The organism is Blastochloris viridis (assembly GCF_001402875.1).
GTDB classification, from domain to species: Bacteria; Pseudomonadota; Alphaproteobacteria; order Rhizobiales; family Xanthobacteraceae; genus Blastochloris; species Blastochloris viridis.
The window spans coordinates 3,455,364-3,472,383 of the sequence record NZ_CP012946.1; the positions used below are offsets into that span (position 1 = coordinate 3,455,364).

Below are 17,020 nucleotides of genomic sequence, written 5' to 3' on the forward strand. Positions count from 1 at the left end.
GCGCTCGCCACCGTTTCGGTATCGCGCGCGGTGTCACGCCCGCCCGACGCCCCGCCGTCATCGGCGGAGGCGGAGAGGCGGGGCCGCGGGTCTACCGCCCCTCGCTCGGTCGGTGCCTTGGCGAAGTCTTCGAGGTACCCGGCAAGGCGTCCGCCGATGACAGGGAGGGAGCTCATCGTGGCCCTGCCCAATGGAATTTCGGGTGCGAATCGGTCAAGTAACGGAAATAAGCTACAACTTACCTCGCGTTAATCAAGGGTTTAACGTCCCGTCGGCGGGGGCGTTGCCTGGCCGATTCGCCCGGCATTGCCGGTGCGGCGGCGGCATGGCAGCGGAGCGCAAGCCGCTGGATTTCTTGGAAATTCCGAACGCGAAACGGACGCTCCGGCACGCCGCCGGCATGCTCGTAACGTGGGCCAGCCTTTCCCGCACACCGCGAAACGTCGTTACCGCTGGCGACAACCATGGAGGACTGCCGCGGTTGCCACGCCCAGCGGCTGATCGAGACCTCGACCGAGGCAATCGTCATCGCCGACCGCGACGGGCTGGTGCGGATAACCGGCAAACGTGACACCCCGCGACGAAAAAGGGCGGCCGTTGGGCCGCCCTTTCGCGAATACCGTCCCGATCACAGCGTGATCGCGGGACGTTTGGTCACTGCGCCTGGCCGGCCTCGCCGTCGCCCTGCTGCTCGCGCTGCTTGGCCTCCTCGGCCTTCTGCTTGGCCTCGATGTCCTCGCCGGTCTCCTGGTCGACCACCTTCATCGACAGCCGCACCTTGCCGCGTTCGTCGAAGCCGAGCAGCTTCACCTTGACCTTGTCGCCTTCTTTGACGACGTCGGAAGCCTTCTGCACCCGCTTGGAGGCAAGCTGGCTGATGTGGACGAGGCCGTCGCGCGAGCCGAAGAAGTTCACGAACGCGCCGAAGTCGGTGACCTTCACCACCGTGCCGTCATAGATCAGGCCGACTTCCGGCTCGGAGGCGATCGACTTGATCCAGTTCATCGCCGCGCGGATCGATTCGCCGTTGGCGGATGCGACCTTGACGGTGCCGTCGTCCTGGATGTCGATCTTGGCGCCGGTCTTCTCGACGATCTCGCGGATCACCTTGCCGCCCGAACCGATCACTTCGCGGATCTTGTCGACCGGAATGTGCATCACCTCAATGCGCGGGGCGTGCTCGCCGAGCTCGGCGCGCGCCGAGGTCAGCGCCTTGGACATTTCGCCCAGAATATGCAGGCGGCCGTCCTTGGCCTGGCCGAGGGCGACCCGCATGATCTCTTCGGTGATGCCGGCGATCTTGATGTCCATCTGCAGCGAGGTGACGCCTTCCGACGTGCCCGCCACCTTGAAGTCCATATCGCCGAGGTGGTCCTCATCGCCCAGGATGTCGGTGAGCACCGCGAAGCGCTCGCCTTCCAGGATCAGGCCCATGGCGATGCCGGCGGTCGGCCGGCGCAGCGGCACGCCGGCGTCCATCAGGGCGAGCGAGGTGCCGCACACCGTGGCCATCGACGAGGAGCCGTTCGACTCCAGGATCTCCGACACCACGCGCAAGGTGTAGGGGAACTCGTGGTGCGGCGGCAGCATCGGGTGAATGGCGCGCCAGGCCAGCTTGCCGTGACCGATTTCGCGGCGGCCGGGCCCGCCCATGCGGCCGGTCTCGCCGACCGAGAATGGTGGGAAGTTGTAGTGCAGCATGAAGGGTTCCTTGTAGGTCCCCTCCAGGGCATCGACGAACTGCTCGTCCTCGCCGGTGCCGAGCGTGGCGATCACCAGCGCCTGGGTCTCGCCGCGGGTGAACAGCGCCGAGCCATGAGCGCGCGGCAGCACGCCGGCTTCGGCCACGATCGGGCGCACGGTCTTGACGTCGCGGCCGTCGATGCGGATGCCGGTGTCGAGGATGTTCCAGCGCACGATCTTGGCTTCGATCGTCTTGAACGCCTCTTTCACCTGCAACGCCGTCCAGCGCGCCTCGCCGCCTTCCGGCAGCAGCGCCGCAATGACCTTGGCGCGGGCGGCGTCGACCTTGTCGTGGCGCTCCTGCTTGGCCGCGATGCGATAGGCCTCGCGCAGATCGCCCTCGATCAGGCCGAGAACGGCGTTCTCGAGCTCCGAGGAGTCCGCCACCTTCAGCTCGCGCGGCTCCTTCGCCGCCTTCTCAGCGAGGCGGATGATGGCGTCGATCACCGGCTGGAAGTGCTTGTGGCCGAACATCACCGCGCCGAGCATGACGTCCTCGGGCAGCTCCTTGGCTTCCGACTCGACCATCAGCACGGCGTCGGCGGTGCCGGCGACCACGAGGTCGAGCTTGGACTCGCTCATCTCGTCGAGCTGCGGGTTGAGCACGAACTCGCCATTGATGTAGCCGACGCGGGCGGCGCCGACCGGACCCATGAACGGAATGCCCGAGATGGTCAGCGCGGCGGACGCCGCCAGCAAGGCCGGAATGTCGGGATCGGACTCAAGGTCGTGCGACAGCGTCGTCACCACCACCTGGGTGTCGTGGCGATAGCCGTCCGGGAACAGCGGGCGGATCGGGCGGTCGATCAAACGGCAGATCAAGGTCTCGCGCTCGGTCGGGCGACCTTCGCGCTTGAAGAAGCCGCCGGGGATGCGGCCCGCGGCGTAGAACTTCTCCTGGTAATTGACGGTGAGGGGGAAGAAGTCGACGCCCGGCTTGGGCTCCTTCATCGACACCACGGTGGCGAGCACCTTGGTCTCGCCATAGGTGACGACGACGGCGCCGTCGGCCTGACGCGCCATCTTTCCGGTCTCGATGGTCAGCTTGCGGCCGGCCCAGATCAGCTCTTCCCGATGGATTTCAAACATGTGGTCTTTCTCCTTGGCTATCGCCGAGGCGAAGGCCGCGAGCAAGACGGCGGGAGGCTGCGGGGCGGACCCGACGCGCGCACGCCAAATCGGCGCGCGCCCAGTCCTTGAGCGCAACAGCATCCGGCGATCCTGCCGAGGCCTTCGTCACGGGCGAAAAAATCCTTGCGGGCGACCTCGCCTTCCGCGAACGTCAAGAGGTCGGCCCAGCGTGTTGAACGTCGGATGATGCGCACCAGCCCCCAAACGAAGGCGCTGGACCTCCATCCTGGCGGACGGGTCGCGACCCTCCGCTTGATGCCGCAATGCGGCGGCGGCGCGGCGCGCCGCCGGTGGACCGGGCGAACCGCCCGACCCGCTGTTTCGTTGGAGCCGCCTGCCGCCAGGTCGAGCCCGATCGGAGCGCCTCCAACGCGTTTGGCCTGTCGCAACCTCGGCCGCAAGACTGGTCTTCCCCGTCCTTGCGGCGCCGGCGTCAGCGGCGGATGCCGAGTCGCTCGATCAGCGTGCGATAGCGCTGCTCATCCTTGGCCTTGACGTAGTCGAGCAGCGAGCGGCGCGTCGACACCATCTTGAGAAGGCCGCGGCGAGAGTGGTTGTCCTTGCCGTGGGTCTTGAAGTGCCCGGTCAGGTTGGCAATGCGCTCGGTGAGCACCGCGACCTGGACTTCAGGCGAGCCGGTATCGCCCGGCTTGGTGGCGTATTCCTGGATCAGCTGCGCCTTGCGCTCGGCCGTGATCGACATCAGGAGTCCTTTCTATGTCGTGGAAAAATCGGCGGCGGTGAGCGCCGTTGTTGGTCTTGCCCATCCGCCAAAGCGGTTGCGGCAGCGGCCGGGATGTCGTCCAGCCGCGTCGCATCGAGATCCGCCCGGCCGGGATACGGCCGAGGCGGGGGATTGCGCGTATAACACCTTCCCAGGAGCGCGGCAAATCGCCTGCAACCGGGGCTCGCTGACGCATCTTCAGAGCCGCGCTCCGGCCAGCTTGAACACCCGTTTGGGCACCAGTTCGCCCTGCTCGACGTCGGCCAGCGCAACCAGATTGCCGCCGGCGGTGACGTAGACCAGCCCGGCCATCACCGGGGCGTCGCGGCCGCGCAGCAGCACCGGCTGGCCACGGTGCAGCCGTGCGGCGTCGTTGGAGCTGACCGGAACGCAGGCGAGCTGGGTCAGCGCCGATTCGACCGGCTGCACCAGCGCGCGGATGGCGGCGAGCCGCGCCTCCGGTTCGGCGTCGAACAGCGCCTCGAGCGGCGCAATCGCCGCCGCAGTGTCGGCGTGGAACGGGCCGACCGAGGTCCGCCGCAGCGCAACGACGTGGCCGTGGGTGCCGAGCACGCGGCCGATGTCGCGGGCGAGCGCCCGCACATAGGTGCCCTTGCCGCAGATTGCCTCGAACTCGGCGTGGTCGCGATCGGGCACCGCCACCAGCTCCAGGCTGTCGATGATCACCGGGCGCGCCTCCAGCACCACCTCCTCGCCCTCGCGGGCGAGGTCGTAGGCGCGCTCGCCGTCGATCTTGATCGCCGAATAGCGCGGCGGCACCTGCAGGATCTCGCCGGTGAAGCGCGCCAGCAGCGCCCGCACCGCAGCCGGGTCGGGCCGGACCTCCGAGGTCGCGACCGCGCGGCCCTCGGCGTCGTCGGTGTCGGTCTCAACGCCCCAGCGCACGGTGAAGCGGTAGGCCTTGCGGCCGTCCATCACCATCGGCACCGTCTTGGTGGCCTCGCCGAGCGCGATCGGCAGCACGCCGGAGGCGAGCGGGTCGAGCGTGCCGGCATGGCCGGCCTTCTTGGCCTGGAAGGCCCGCTTGACGATGGAGACGGCATGGGTCGAAGTCATGCCGACCGGCTTGTCCAGGATCAGCCAGCCGTCGACATCGCGCTTGGGGCGCCGCGGAGCGTTCAAGACTTGGTCTCCTCGTCGTCTGAGTCTTCCGGATCGTCGGGCGTTTCGGCCGCGCCGAGGTCGCGCGCCACCTCGGGCGAGCGCAGCAGACGGTCGATGCGCTCGGCCTCCTCGAAGCGGTCGTCGCGGTGAAAGCGGATGTCCGGCGCGTAGCGCAGATTGACGCGGCGGGCGATCTCGGTGCGGATGAACTTCAGGTGCGACCCCAGCGCCTTGAGCACCAAGGCCTCGTCCTTGCCGCCGAGCGCGACGATGTAGATCGTCGCCAGGCGAAGGTCGGGCGACATCCGCACCTCCGGCACGGTGATGAGGTGGGCGGCGATCACCGGATCGTTGATGTCGCCGCGCGAGAGGATGTCGGAGATGGCGTGGCGCACCAGTTCTGCCACCCGGAGCTGTCGCTGCGAGGGGCCGGACTTGGCGCTGTCGGAATGGGCTCGGGACATGGCGTCAACGGGTATGGCGGCGGCGGGTGTGGCGGCGGCGGGTTCGGACACGGAGTTGGCGAACCGCGCCGTATCGCCAAGCCGGCGCGGCGGGAGCTGACGTCTGACCAAGTCAGACCAGCGGTTCCAGGTTGTCGTCTGTTCGCACGTTCTGATGCGAAACGCCGTCCGCACTTGCGAATGACGCCTCATCCGCCCGGGACCAGCCCGGGCGGATGGCAGCACGGATCAGGCCAAGGTCACAGCGAGCGCTTCACCGTTTCGACGCGGTAGCACTCGATGACGTCGCCGGCCCGCATGTCCTGGTAGTTCTCGAACGACATGCCGCATTCCTGGCCGGCGAGAACTTCCTTGGCGTCGTCCTTGAAGCGCTTGAGCTGGCTCAATTTGCCTTCGTGGATGACGACGTTGTCGCGGATCAGGCGGACGTGGGCGCCGCGCTCGACGGTGCCGTCGGTGACGCGGCAGCCGGCGATCTTGCCGACCTTGGTGATGTTGAACACCTCCAGCACCAGCGCGTTGCCGAGCATGATCTCGCGCACGGTGGGCGGCAACAGGCCGCTCATCGCCTGCTTCACGTCATCCACGAGGTCGTAGATGATGTTGTAGTAGCGGATCTCGATGCCGGAGCGTTCGGCCGCCTCGCGCGCTTCCTTATGGGCGCGCACGTTGAAGCCGATGATCGCCGCCCCGGACGCCGCGGCCAGCGTGACGTCCGATTCGGAAATGCCGCCGACGCCGGAATGGACCACGCGGGCCATCACCTCGTCGGTGCCGAGCTTGTCGAGCGAGCCGACGATGGCCTCCAGCGAGCCCTGCACGTCGGCCTTGACCAGCAGCGTGAACTCCTTGCGGCCGGCGCCGGCTTTGAGCTCCTTCATCATCTCGGCGAGCGAGCCGCGGCCGGTGATCTTGGCCGCGGCCTTGTCGCGGCGCTGACGCGAGCGATAGTCCGCGACTTCGCGGGCCCTCGCCTCGTTTTCAACCACCGCGAGGCGGTCGCCGGCTTCCGGCGTGCCGTTGAAGCCCAGCACCTCGACCGGGAGCGAGGGCCCGGCGGTGTCGACCTGGACGCCGGTATCGGCCACCAGCGCGCGCACCCGGCCCCATTCGGCGCCGGCCACCACGATGTCGCCGACCTTCAGCGTGCCGCGCTGCACCAGCACGGTCGCCACCGGACCACGGCCACGGTCGAGCTTGCCTTCGATCACCGTGCCCTCGGCGGGACGGGCGGGGTTCGATTTGAGATCGAGCACCTCGGCCTGCAGCGCGACCGCTTCGAGCAGCTTGTCGAGATTGAGCTTCTGCTTGGCAGAAACCTCGACCTCAAGGGTATCGCCACCCATCGATTCAACCACGATCGAATGCTGCAGCAGTTCGGTACGGACCCGCTCCGGCTTGGCGTCGGGCTTGTCGATCTTGTTGATCGCCACGATCAACGGCACCTTGGCCGCCTTGGCGTGATTGATGGCCTCGATGGTCTGCGGCATGACGCCGTCGTCGGCCGCCACCACCAGCACCACCACGTCGGTGACCTTGGCGCCGCGGGCACGCATCGCCGTGAAGGCGGCATGGCCGGGCGTGTCGATGAAGGTGACGCGGCCGCCGGACGGCGCGGTCACCTGATAGGCGCCGATGTGCTGGGTGATGCCGCCGGCTTCGCCCGCCACCACATGGGTGTGGCGGATGGCGTCGAGCAGCGAGGTCTTGCCGTGGTCGACGTGGCCCATGATGGTGACCACCGGCGGCCGCGGCTGCAGCGCCTCCGGATCGTCCGGGGTGTCGAACAGGCCTTCCTCGACGTCCGCTTCGGCGACACGCTTGACGGTATGGCCGAGTTCCTCGGCGATCAGTTGCGCGGTGTCGGCGTCGATGACGTCGTTGATCTTCATCATCTGACCCTGACGCATCAGCATTCTGATGACGTCAACCGCCCGCTCGGACATGCGGTTGGCCAGATCCTGGATGGTGATGGTCTCCGGAATGGTGACTTCCCGCGAGATCTTCTCCTTCGTTTCGCTCTGCCGCTGGCCGGTCATGCGCTGGACGCGGCGGCGGAAGGCGGCGACCGAACGCTCGCGCTGCTCGCCTTCCTGATAGGCGGTGACCACGGTCAAGCGGCCGCGGCGCTTTTCCTCGCCAGGCGTCGCCTTCGGCGCCTTGGGCGGAATGACCGGCTTGGCCGGACCGCCGCCGCTGGGACGGCGGGCGCGGCGTGCCTCTTCTTCCTCTCCGCCAGGAGCACCCGGCCGGCCGGGCGCAGCCGCGCCACCGGGGCGGGCCATCGCCGGCGCACCGGCACCGCCCGGACGCGGCGCACCACCGCCGGGTCCGCTCGAACGCGGTCCTCCGGCGCCAGCGGGACGCGGTCCCGCACCGGCGGGGCGCGGTCCGCTGCCGGGACCGCCGGAGCGGTAGGGCGGACGCGATGACGGCGACTGGGATGCCGAGGACGCCTGCGCCGGAGCGCCGGCGGCCCGGCGGGCGGCCTCTTCCTCACCGAAGCGCTTGCGCGCCTCCTGCTCGGCCTTGCGGCGAGCTTCATCTTCCAGCGCGCGGCGAGCTTCCTCTTCACGCTTGCGCGCTTCGGCAGCTTCGCGTTCGACACGCTCCTTGGCCTCGCGCTCGATCCGGCGGCGCGCCTCTTCCACGGCGGCACGACGTTCGTCGGCCTCGCGGACGCGGGCCTCCTGCAGCGCCTGGGTGCGAGCGTCGCGCTCGTCGTCGGTCAAGGTGCGCAGCACCACGCCCGACGGCCGGGTTCCGGCTGACGGACTGGCGGGCGGACCGCCGACGCGCGGCTTGGTCGACAGCGGCGTCGTTACCGAAGCGGGCTTCGCCGGCGCGGGCGCACTGCCGCTCTGCCCGCCGGCTTCGCCGGGGCCAGTTCGACGCTTCACCTTCTCAACCACCACGGCCTTGCTGCGCCCGTGGCTGAAGCTCTGGCGCACCACCCCCGATTCCGAGGGGCGCTTCAGAGTCAGCGTCTTCGAGACGCTCAGAGTTTTGTCGCCGGGGCTTTTCGTCTCGGTCATCCGGTCCTGGTCCTAAAGTCGCACGCAAGCTTTCGGCCGACCATCGCCGCCGGGTCACCCGTGCGGTACTGATCGAGCCGTTTTATTCGCGCGAGAAACCCGCTGCTCGCTGGTCCAGCGAGCACAGCTGCATGTATCACATTTGCCCGTCCGAGTGCCAAATTCAATTGTTCGACGGTGAACAGATGAAGGATCGGTATTTCACCGTCCGGGTCAGCGTATCCGGACAAAGACGTGCGTAACGCCCGGTCCAGACGCTCAACCCCATCGTCGGCCGCCTCGCGCGCGTGGATCAACGCCACGACACGACCGCTTGCGATGGCATCTGCAACCTTGGTGAAGCCGCAGAGCACCGCACCGCCTTTGTTGGCCAAAGACAGCCCTTCGAGGGCTGCCCGCTCCAGCAGACGGTCCACCGTCTCGGCCAGCGCCGGGTCAACTGTCACCTCGCGTCGGAACGCTCGGGCAAACGCCCGACGCTTGACTGCGGTTTCAACCGCAGCACGGGCGAGGCTGACCCACGCCCCCCGGCCGGGCAGACGCCCGGCGAGGTCAGGTACCACCACGCCGTCCGGGCCGACCGCGAACCGCACCATATCGTCCGGCGCGCCGCTCGTGCGCGTGGCGATACAGGTGCGCACCGGCCCTTTGCGACCGTCGCGGGGGCCGCGATCGGTCTCAACATCGGGGCCGTCGGCCGGATGATCGAGGTGGTCTGCCAACAATCCGAACTCTCCGTCAGGCCGCCGGCGCGTCCGGAGCGGCTTCAGCCTCGTCCTCAGCTTCGGCGGCCGGCTTGGCCAGGTCCGCTTCGTTGATCCAGCCGGCCTTGACACGGGCCTGCATGATCAGCGCCTCGGCATCTTCCCGCGACAGCTCAAAGCCGTCGAGGGCACCGGGGGTGCGCACGGTCTCGCCGTCCTGGCGTTCGGTCCATCCGACCAGATCGTCGGTGGCGCAGCCGGCGAGGTCCTCGATGGACTTGATGCCGGCCTTGCCAAGCGCCACCAGCATCTTGGTGGTGACGCCGGGCACCTCGCGCACGGCATCTTCGACCCCGAGGTCCTTGCGCTCGGTGTCGAGTTCGTCCTCGACCCGGTCGAGATAGTCGCGGGCGCGGGTCTGCAACTCGGCCGCGGTCTCCTCGTCGAAACCCTCGATGCCGGCGAGTTCCTCGACCGGAACGAAGGCCAGTTCCTCGACCGAATTGAAGCCCTCGGACGAGAGCAGTTGGCCGACCATCTCGTCAACGTCGAGCGCTTCCATAAACGCCCTGGTGCGGTCGGCGAATTCCTTCTGGCGCCGCTCGGACTCCTCCTGCTCGGTGAGGATGTCGATATCCCAGCCGGTGAGCTGGGAGGCGAGGCGGACGTTCTGGCCGCGGCGACCGATGGCGAGCGAGAGCTGCTGGTCGGGCACCACCACCTCGATGCGCTCGCGATCCTCGTCGAGCACCACCTTGACCACCTCGGCCGGGGCGAGCGCGTTGACGATGAAGGTGGCGAAGTCCGGGTTCCAGGGGATGATGTCGACCTTCTCGCCCTGCAGCTCGTTGACCACCGCCTGCACGCGCGAGCCGCGCATGCCGACGCAGGCGCCGACCGGATCGACCGAGGAATCGCGCGAGGCCACCGCGATCTTGGCGCGGGAGCCGGGGTCGCGCGCCACCGCCCTCACCTCGACGATGCCGTCGTAGATTTCCGGCACTTCCTGGGCAAACAGCTTGGCCATGAACTGCGGATGGGTGCGCGACAGGAAGATTTGCGGGCCGCGCGCCTCGCGGCGGACGTCGTAGACGAACGCGCGGATGCGGTCGCCGTTGCGGAACACCTCGCGCGGCAACATCTCGTCGCGCCGCACGATGCCCTCGCCGCGACCGAGGTCGACGATGACGTTGCCGTATTCGACGCGCTTGACCTGGCCGTTGACGACCTCGCCGATGCGGTCCTTGAATTCCTGATACTGGCGGTCGCGCTCGGCCTCGCGCACCTTCTGCACGATCACCTGCTTGGCCGACTGGGCGGCGATGCGGCCGTATTCCAGCGGCGGCAGCGTCTCGGCGATGTAGTCGTCGACCTGGGCCGCGGGGTTCTTGCGGCGGGCGTCCTCGACGGCGATCTGGGTGGCGTCGTTGTCGACGCGGTCGACCACCAGCAGCAGGCGGGACAGCCGAAGTTCGCCGGTCTTGGGATTGATCTCGGCGCGCACCTCGGTCTCGCTGCCATAGCGCGAGCGGGCGGCCTTCTGGATGGCGTCCTCCATCGCCGCGATGACGATCTGGCGGTCGATCGCCTTCTCGCGGGCCACCGCGTCGGCGATCTGCAACAACTCCAGCCTATTGGCACTGACCGTCGCCATCAGTGGATCTCCTTGCGCTTGAAACGCCCGGGACCGCGGCGCGGCGCCCGGTCGGCGTCGGTGGGGGAAACAACGGGTTCGTCGTCGGGCTCGTCAGTGCCGCGCCCGCGCCGGAGGGCGTCGTCGATCAGATCGTCGGTCAGCACCAGCCGCGCTTCCTCGATCTCGGCGATGGCAAGCTTGACCTCGACCGCATCGTCCCCCTTGACGTCGTCGCGGTCGAGCACGACGGCCTCGCCCTCGACGCCCTTGAGCACGCCATGGAAGCGCTTGCGGCCGCGCGGCGGCTGCGGCACCTGCATCTCGATCTTGGCGACGTGGCCGACCCAGCGCTCGAAATCGCTGCGGCGCACCAACGGCCGGTCGATACCGGGCGAGGACACCTCGAGGTGATAGGCGCCGTCGATCGGATCGTCGACGTCGAGCGCCGGCGAGATTGCCTGGCTCGCCGCCTCGCAATCGTCGATCGTCATGGTGCCATCAGGGCGCTCGGCCATGATCTGCACGGTTTTGCCGGCCAGGCCGCTGACGCGCACGCGCACCAGCCGAAGGCCGATGCCCTGCAATACCGGCTCGACCACGGCGGCAACCCGCGCAGCCACGCCCCGTTCAATCGCAAAACGCGGCTCGTTTGCCGCGACGGTCTCGGTCATCGTCGCTCCCGCGGGCGGCCGGACGCAGGTAATAAAAAAGAGCGGGTCCCGGGTGGGGCCCACTCTCAACTGCGGCCATCAGGCCCGGATGAGATGTCCATAACAGACGGTGGCACTATGCCGGAAACGCAAGGGGGACGCAAGACGGCCGCACCGGCGATTCGCACCCCGAAACCGGACAGCCCGGCCCGCCCGCTTCAAGCAGGAGATCGCTCGCGGTCAGGTCTCGCCGCGCTCGGCCGACAGCGTCTTGTGGACGTGGACCATGTAGACGGTGGCGAAGATCGGGGTGATCAGGTTGAGAATCGGCACCGACACCAGCGCCGCGATCGGCAGCCCGGCGGCAAACACCCGGCCGGCATGGGCCCGGCGCATCGCCCGCGCCTCCTCCGGCGAGCGGAACCGCATCGCCGCCATTTCGAAATACTCGCGGCCGAGCAGATGGGTGTTGACCAGGAAGAACACCGCCACGCCGATGCCGGCGATCAGGAGCGTCGGCAGTGCTGCGACGTTGACCAGCAGCACCACGCCGAAGAACTTCACCGCCTCCCAGATCGCGATCCACACCGGCAGGGCGCGACCGGGCGGATGGTGCGGGTAGTCGCGCCGCTCGACGATCTCGGCGACGTCGTCGGTGAACAGGCTGGCGACCAGCGCCGTCACCGACGGCACCAGGAACATGAAGGCGACGAACAGGCCAAGGCCGGCCATGATGGCGACCACGCTCTCGGCGATGCCGATCGCGCCCGAATAGTCGCCGCCGGTCGCCGCCAGCAACTGGTCGGCGCCGCGGTCGGCGAACCACACCAGCCCGCGCTGCAACAGGACGCCGCCCACCACCAGAAGGCCGACCGCGAGCCCGATCGACTTCCACAGCACCCCGCGCAACGCCGGACTCAAGGTCTGGCGCAGGGCTCGAAACGCGGCATCGATCAGGTTCATCTCGCTCTCCAACTTGGCGGGCCGGGTGATCCGGCCTCGCCGCCTGCATCCGCACCGGCCCGGGTTGACCAGACCTTCGCACCACGGACTCGTCATGTCTGCGAGCGACGCGACCTCACCCGCTCGGCAGCGGTGTCGTGCGCCATCCCTTGAGACCGGGCTGAGGTAGGCCGCGCGAGGCGGGCCCGCAAGGGCGCGGCGGCCCGGCCAAGCCCCCGGCAGCCGCCGGGCCTGCGCCCGCCGCGCCTTGCGCCCGATCCGGAGGGCGCAAAACCGGTTCCCCCTTTTGCGGAAAATGCTCTAGCGTCCGCGGCTGACAGGGGTGTGAATCGCCGATGAACCGCAGGAATTTCCTCATTGCCCTCGGCGGCATGACCGCGTTGACCACTCCGGCGCGCGCCCAGGGTTTGGTGCCCGCCTCCGGCGAGGTCGACGTTGCCATCGTCGGCGCCGGCGCCGCCGGCCTGGCCGCCGCCCGCCGCGTCGCCGCGTTCGGCCGCAGCTACGCCTTGATCGAGGCGCTCGACCGGGTCGGCGGCCGGGCGGTGACCGACGTCGGGCGGTTCGACGTGCCGTTCGACCTCGGCGCACACTGGCTCTATGCCCCCCGCACCAACCCGCTGATACCGCTCGCGCGCACCAACGGGCTCGACATCTACCCCGCGACGCGGACGCAGCGCCTTCGGCTCAGCGCGCGCGACGCCGGCGCCGCCGACGCCGAGGCGTTCGCCATCGCACTGAGCCGCGCCAACCGCGCCATCGTCACCGCCGGCGAACAGCGCACCGACGTCGCCGCCGCCCGCGCCATGGCCGACCTCGGCGAATGGCAGGCGACGGTGGCGTTCCGGCTCGGCCCGGCGACGTTCGGCAAGGACCTCGACGAGGTGTCGGCGGCCGACTACGCCCGCGCCGAGGAGCGCGCCGAAGCGGCGGTTTGCCGCCAGGGCGCCGGCGCCATTTTGGCGCTGACGGCGCTGACGCTGCCGGTGCAGCACTCGACGCCGGTGACCGAGATCGAATGGGGCGGCAAGCTGATCACGCTCGCAACCCCGCGCGGCCCGATCCGCGCCCGCGCCGTGGTGCTGACGGTGTCGACCGCGGCGCTGGCGGGCGGTGCCATCCGCTTCAAGCCGGCGCTGCCGGCGGCGGTGGCGGCGGCCTGCCAGAAGCTGGCGCTCGGCAGCCTGAACCAGGTCGGGATCGAGCTTGCCGGCAACCCGCTGCGGCTGCGCGACGACGAGTTGGTGACGTTCAAGACCGCCAGCGCCGACACGATGGCGCTGCTCGGCCGCGTCTCCGGCACCGACCTCGCAGTCGCCACGCTCGGCGGCAAGGCCGGGCGCGAGTTGGAGCAGGCCGGCGAGGCGGCGATGGTGGCGTTCGTCACCGAGCAGCTCACCGCCCATTACGGTGCCGACATCCGCACCGCCATCGGCCGCAGCTTCGCCACCCGCTGGGGCGCGGCGCCGACCATCCTCGGCGCGATGTCGGTGGCAGCGCCCGGCGCCCAACCGATGCGGCGCCAACTCGGCCAGCCGCTCGACAACCGGCTGTTCATCGCCGGCGAGGCCACCCACGAGACGGCGTGGGGCACCCTGCACGGCGCCTGGCTGTCGGGCGAGCGCGCCGCCGAGCAGGCGCTGCGCGCGCTTGGCGTCGCGGTGCCGACCACCGCACCCGCGCCGACGCTGCCGCGTCAGCCGGCGCAACCATTGCAGCGCAAGCGCCGCCAGCCGCGGCCGAGCGACATGCCGGCGCGCGATTGAGCTGAGGTTTGCCGGGCAACCCTTCGAGACGCCCGCCGGCGCGGGCGCCTCGTGATGTCGACGAACCAAGCGCCGAAGACGAGACCGGCGTTACCCGCGCAGCGTCGCGCCGGTCTTCTTGGTCACCTCGGCGAGGATCTTGCCGGCCACCGCCTCGATCTCGGCGTCGGTCAGCGTCTTCTCCCGCGGCTGCAGCGTCACCGCCACCGCCACCGACTTCTTGCCCTCGCCCAGGCCCGGCCCCTCATAGACGTCGAACACGCCGACCTCGGTGATCAGCTTCTTGTCGACGCTCTGGGCGGCGCGCACCAGATCGCCGGCCTTCACCGCCTTGTCGACCACGAAGGCGAAATCGCGCACCACCGGCTGGAACGCCGACAGCTCCAGCAGCGGCTTGGCCCGCGTCGGCCTGGCCTTGGGCTCGGGGATCTTGTCGAGGATCACCTCGAACGCCGCGACCGGGCCATCCACCTCCAGCGTCTCCAGCACTTTGGGGTGCATCTCGCCGAACCAGCCGAACACGTTCGGCCCCAGCTTGATGGTGCCGGAACGGCCGGGGTGGCACCACGCCGGGCCGCCGGCTTCGATGATCAGGCTTCCCATCGGCGCACCGCAGGCGGCCAGCACCGCCAGCGCATCGGCCTTGGCGTCGAACACGCCGGGCGCGGCGCTGCCGGTCCAGTGGCGGCCAAGGCCGGCGCCACCGGCAAGGCCGCGGCGGATACCGGCAGCCGCGACGCTCTGGTCCTGCGGCCGGTCGCCGGCGAACACCTGGCCGACCTCGAACAGCGCGGCGTCGGGATAGCCGCGGTCGGCGTTGCGCTGGGCGCTCCCGAGAAGGCCCGGGATCAGGCTCGGCCGCATGTCGGACAGATCGGCCGCGATCGGGTTGGCCAGCGCCAGCTCCGGCTTGCCGCCGCCGAAGGTCTCGGCCTCCGGCTTCGACACGAACGACCACGTCACCGCCTCGGCCATGCCGCGGGCGGCCAGCGTGCGCTTGGCGCGGCGGGTGCGCAGCTGCAGCGTGGTCAGCACCGGACGGCGCGCCTCCGGCCCGCGCGGGAACGGCACCGCGGGCACGTTGTCGAGCCCAAGGATGCGCACCACCTCCTCGACCAGATCCGCCTTGCCCTCGACGTCGGCGCGCCAGGACGGCACCGCCACCTTGACCGTGTCGCCTTGGCCGACAACGTGGAAGCCGAGCGAACGCAGGATGTTGGCGATGCGGATCGGCTTCAGTTCGACGCCGGTGAGGCGCTTGACCTCGGCGACCGGGAACTGGATGACGCGGTCGGCGTCCGGCACCTTGCCCGCCACCACCAGCTCGGACGGCTCGCCGCCGCAGAAGTCGAGCACCAGTTGCGTCGCCAGCTCCAGGCCCGGCAGGCAGAACGCCGGGTCGACGCCGCGCTCGAAGCGGTAGCGCGCGTCCGAGTTGAGGCCGAGCTTGCGCCCGGTCTGGGCGATGTTGAGCTCGTTCCACAGCGCCGACTCGATCAGCACGTCGGTGGTGGTGTCCGAGCAGCCCGACACCTCGCCGCCCATGATGCCGGCGAGCGATTCGACGCCGGTGTCGTCGGCGATCACGCACATGGTGTTGTCGAGGGCGTAGGTCTTGCCGTCGAGCGCGAGCAGGCTCTCGCCGGCCCTGGCGCGGCGAACCACCAGATTGCCCTTGACCTTGGCGGCGTCGAACACGTGCAGCGGCCGGCCACGGTCGAAGGTCATGAAGTTGGTGATGTCGACCAAGGCGTTGATTGGCCGAAGGCCGATGGCGCGCAGCCGAGCCTGCAGCCAATCCGGCGAGGGGCCATTCTTGACGCCGCGCACGAGCCGCAGCGCGAAGGCCGGGCACAGGCTGTCACCGCCGGCGAAATCGAGCGTGACACCGACCGGGCACGGGAATTTGCCGGCGACCTGCTTTGGCGTGCGGTCCTTGAGCTTGCCGAGCTCGGCGGCGGCGAGGTCGCGGGCAATGCCGTGGACGCCGAGCGCGTCAGCGCGGTTGGGCGTCACCGCGACGTCGATCACCGGGTCGTCGAGCCCGGCCCACTCGGCGTAGGCAACGCCGACCGGCGCATCGGCGGGCAGCTCGATGATGCCGTCGTGATTGTCGGAGATCTCCAGCTCGGCCTCCGAGCACATCATGCCAAAGCTCTCGACGCCGCGGATCGAGCCGACCTGCAGGGTGATGCCCTTGCCGGGAATGTAGGTGCCGGGCGGCGAGAACACGCCCTTGAGACCGGCGCGGGCGTTGGGCGCGCCGCACACCACCTGCAGCGGCCCGTTGCCGGCCTCGACGGTGAGCACCTGCAGCCGGTCGGCGTTGGGGTGGGGCTTCGCCTCGACCACCTGGGCGATGACGTAGCCCTTGAGCTTGGCGCCGGGGTCCTCGACGCCTTCCACTTCTAGGCCGACCAGCGTCAGCGTCTCGACGATGCTGTCGAGCGTGGCGTCGGTGTCGAGATGGTCTTTCAGCCAGGACAGGGTGAATTTCATTGTCGTATCTCATGCCGATCGGCGGTTATGCAGGATCCATTGCCCGCCTCAGGCGCAGGCGTGTCGCCGTCTGTTTGTGATGGACGATCGAAAGGCGACGGGTCCTCAATGAAGGGAGCGTTCCCTCCCCCCTTGCGGGGGAGGGGCAGGGAGGGGGGTGCCCTGCGCATCGACGCCATTGCCTGATCCCGGATCATCGCGACGACGCCTTCAAGATTGCCGAGCACCTCGGCATTGGTGAACCGCAGCACGTCAAACCCCTGCGCCTTGAGCCAAGCATCGCGAACCTCATCGCGGCGCTGCCGGGAGGCAAAATCGTGGCTTTCTCCGTCAAGCTCGACGATCAGGCGCGCGGCGTGGCAGACGAAGTCGACGATGTAGGGACCGATCGGCGTCTGGCGGCGGACGCCAAGACCCTCGACCCGATGGGCCTTGAGATGCCGCCACAGCAACGTCTCGGCGCGCGTCATGGTCCGCCGCAACACTCTGGCGCGCGTGCGCTGGCGGTCGCCTACCTGCTCGTGCGGCATCGTCACCCCCCTCCCTGACCCTCCCCCGCAAGGGGGGAGGGAACCTGCGC

At 69.3% G+C, this 17,020-nt stretch carries 11 protein-coding genes and 1 pseudogene; 1 reads left to right on the forward strand and 11 read right to left on the reverse strand.

Going from position 1 to position 17,020, the window contains the following annotated elements; genetic code table 11:
* Positions 1-654: 654 nt before the first annotated feature.
* From pnp to BVIR_RS15040, 9 genes and pseudogenes are all read right to left on the reverse strand, one after another.
* On the reverse strand, positions 655-2,832 hold the full coding sequence (pnp, locus tag BVIR_RS15000; RefSeq protein ID WP_055038943.1) for a polyribonucleotide nucleotidyltransferase: 2,178 nt from the start codon (positions 2,830-2,832) through the stop codon (positions 655-657).
* Positions 2,833-3,307: 475 nt separating this feature from the next.
* On the reverse strand, positions 3,308-3,577 hold the full coding sequence (gene rpsO, locus BVIR_RS15005; protein ID WP_055038369.1) for a 30S ribosomal protein S15: 270 nt from the start codon (positions 3,575-3,577) through the stop codon (positions 3,308-3,310).
* 219 nt (positions 3,578-3,796) lie between these two features.
* Positions 3,797-4,780, reverse strand: a pseudogene (truB, locus tag BVIR_RS15010) (tRNA pseudouridine(55) synthase TruB); the annotation flags it as partial.
* The gene (rbfA, locus tag BVIR_RS15015; RefSeq protein ID WP_055038370.1) at positions 4,738-5,187 is read right to left on the reverse strand and encodes a 30S ribosome-binding factor RbfA; all 450 of its coding nucleotides are present in this window, start codon (positions 5,185-5,187) and stop codon (positions 4,738-4,740) included. The gene rbfA and the pseudogene truB, both read right to left, overlap by 43 nt.
* Before the next feature lie 239 nt (positions 5,188-5,426).
* Positions 5,427-8,222, reverse strand: a complete 2,796-nt coding sequence (gene infB, locus BVIR_RS15020; protein WP_055038371.1) for a translation initiation factor IF-2 — start codon at positions 8,220-8,222, stop codon at positions 5,427-5,429.
* A complete protein-coding gene (locus BVIR_RS15025; RefSeq protein ID WP_082417414.1) occupies positions 8,219-8,944 on the reverse strand; it encodes an RNA-binding protein in 726 nt (241 codons plus the stop codon). Before BVIR_RS15025 ends, infB begins: the two co-directional genes overlap by 4 nt.
* Before the next feature lie 16 nt (positions 8,945-8,960).
* Positions 8,961-10,580, reverse strand: a complete 1,620-nt coding sequence (gene nusA, locus BVIR_RS15030; protein ID WP_055038372.1) for a transcription termination factor NusA — start codon at positions 10,578-10,580, stop codon at positions 8,961-8,963.
* Positions 10,580-11,233: a ribosome maturation factor RimP gene (gene rimP, locus BVIR_RS15035; RefSeq protein ID WP_055038373.1), complete on the reverse strand. Its 654-nt coding sequence runs from the start codon at positions 11,231-11,233 to the stop codon at positions 10,580-10,582. Before rimP ends, nusA begins: the two co-directional genes overlap by 1 nt.
* A gap of 219 nt (positions 11,234-11,452) precedes the next feature.
* Complete coding sequence (locus BVIR_RS15040) at positions 11,453-12,169, reverse strand: sulfate transporter family protein (RefSeq protein WP_055038945.1); 717 nt, start codon at positions 12,167-12,169, stop codon at positions 11,453-11,455.
* A 341-nt stretch (positions 12,170-12,510) separates the two neighbouring features.
* Between BVIR_RS15040 and BVIR_RS15045 the strand changes: the two genes are divergently transcribed.
* The gene (locus BVIR_RS15045) at positions 12,511-13,941 is read left to right on the forward strand and encodes a flavin monoamine oxidase family protein (RefSeq protein WP_055038374.1); all 1,431 of its coding nucleotides are present in this window, start codon (positions 12,511-12,513) and stop codon (positions 13,939-13,941) included.
* Positions 13,942-14,031: 90 nt separating this feature from the next.
* Here BVIR_RS15045 and pheT read toward each other — a convergent pair whose 3' ends face one another.
* Complete coding sequence (gene pheT, locus BVIR_RS15050) at positions 14,032-16,440, reverse strand: phenylalanine--tRNA ligase subunit beta (RefSeq protein ID WP_055038375.1); 2,409 nt, start codon at positions 16,438-16,440, stop codon at positions 14,032-14,034.
* On the reverse strand, positions 16,437-16,970 hold the full coding sequence (locus BVIR_RS15055) for an endonuclease domain-containing protein (protein ID WP_082417416.1): 534 nt from the start codon (positions 16,968-16,970) through the stop codon (positions 16,437-16,439). Before BVIR_RS15055 ends, pheT begins: the two co-directional genes overlap by 4 nt.
* Positions 16,971-17,020: the final 50 nt, after the last annotated feature.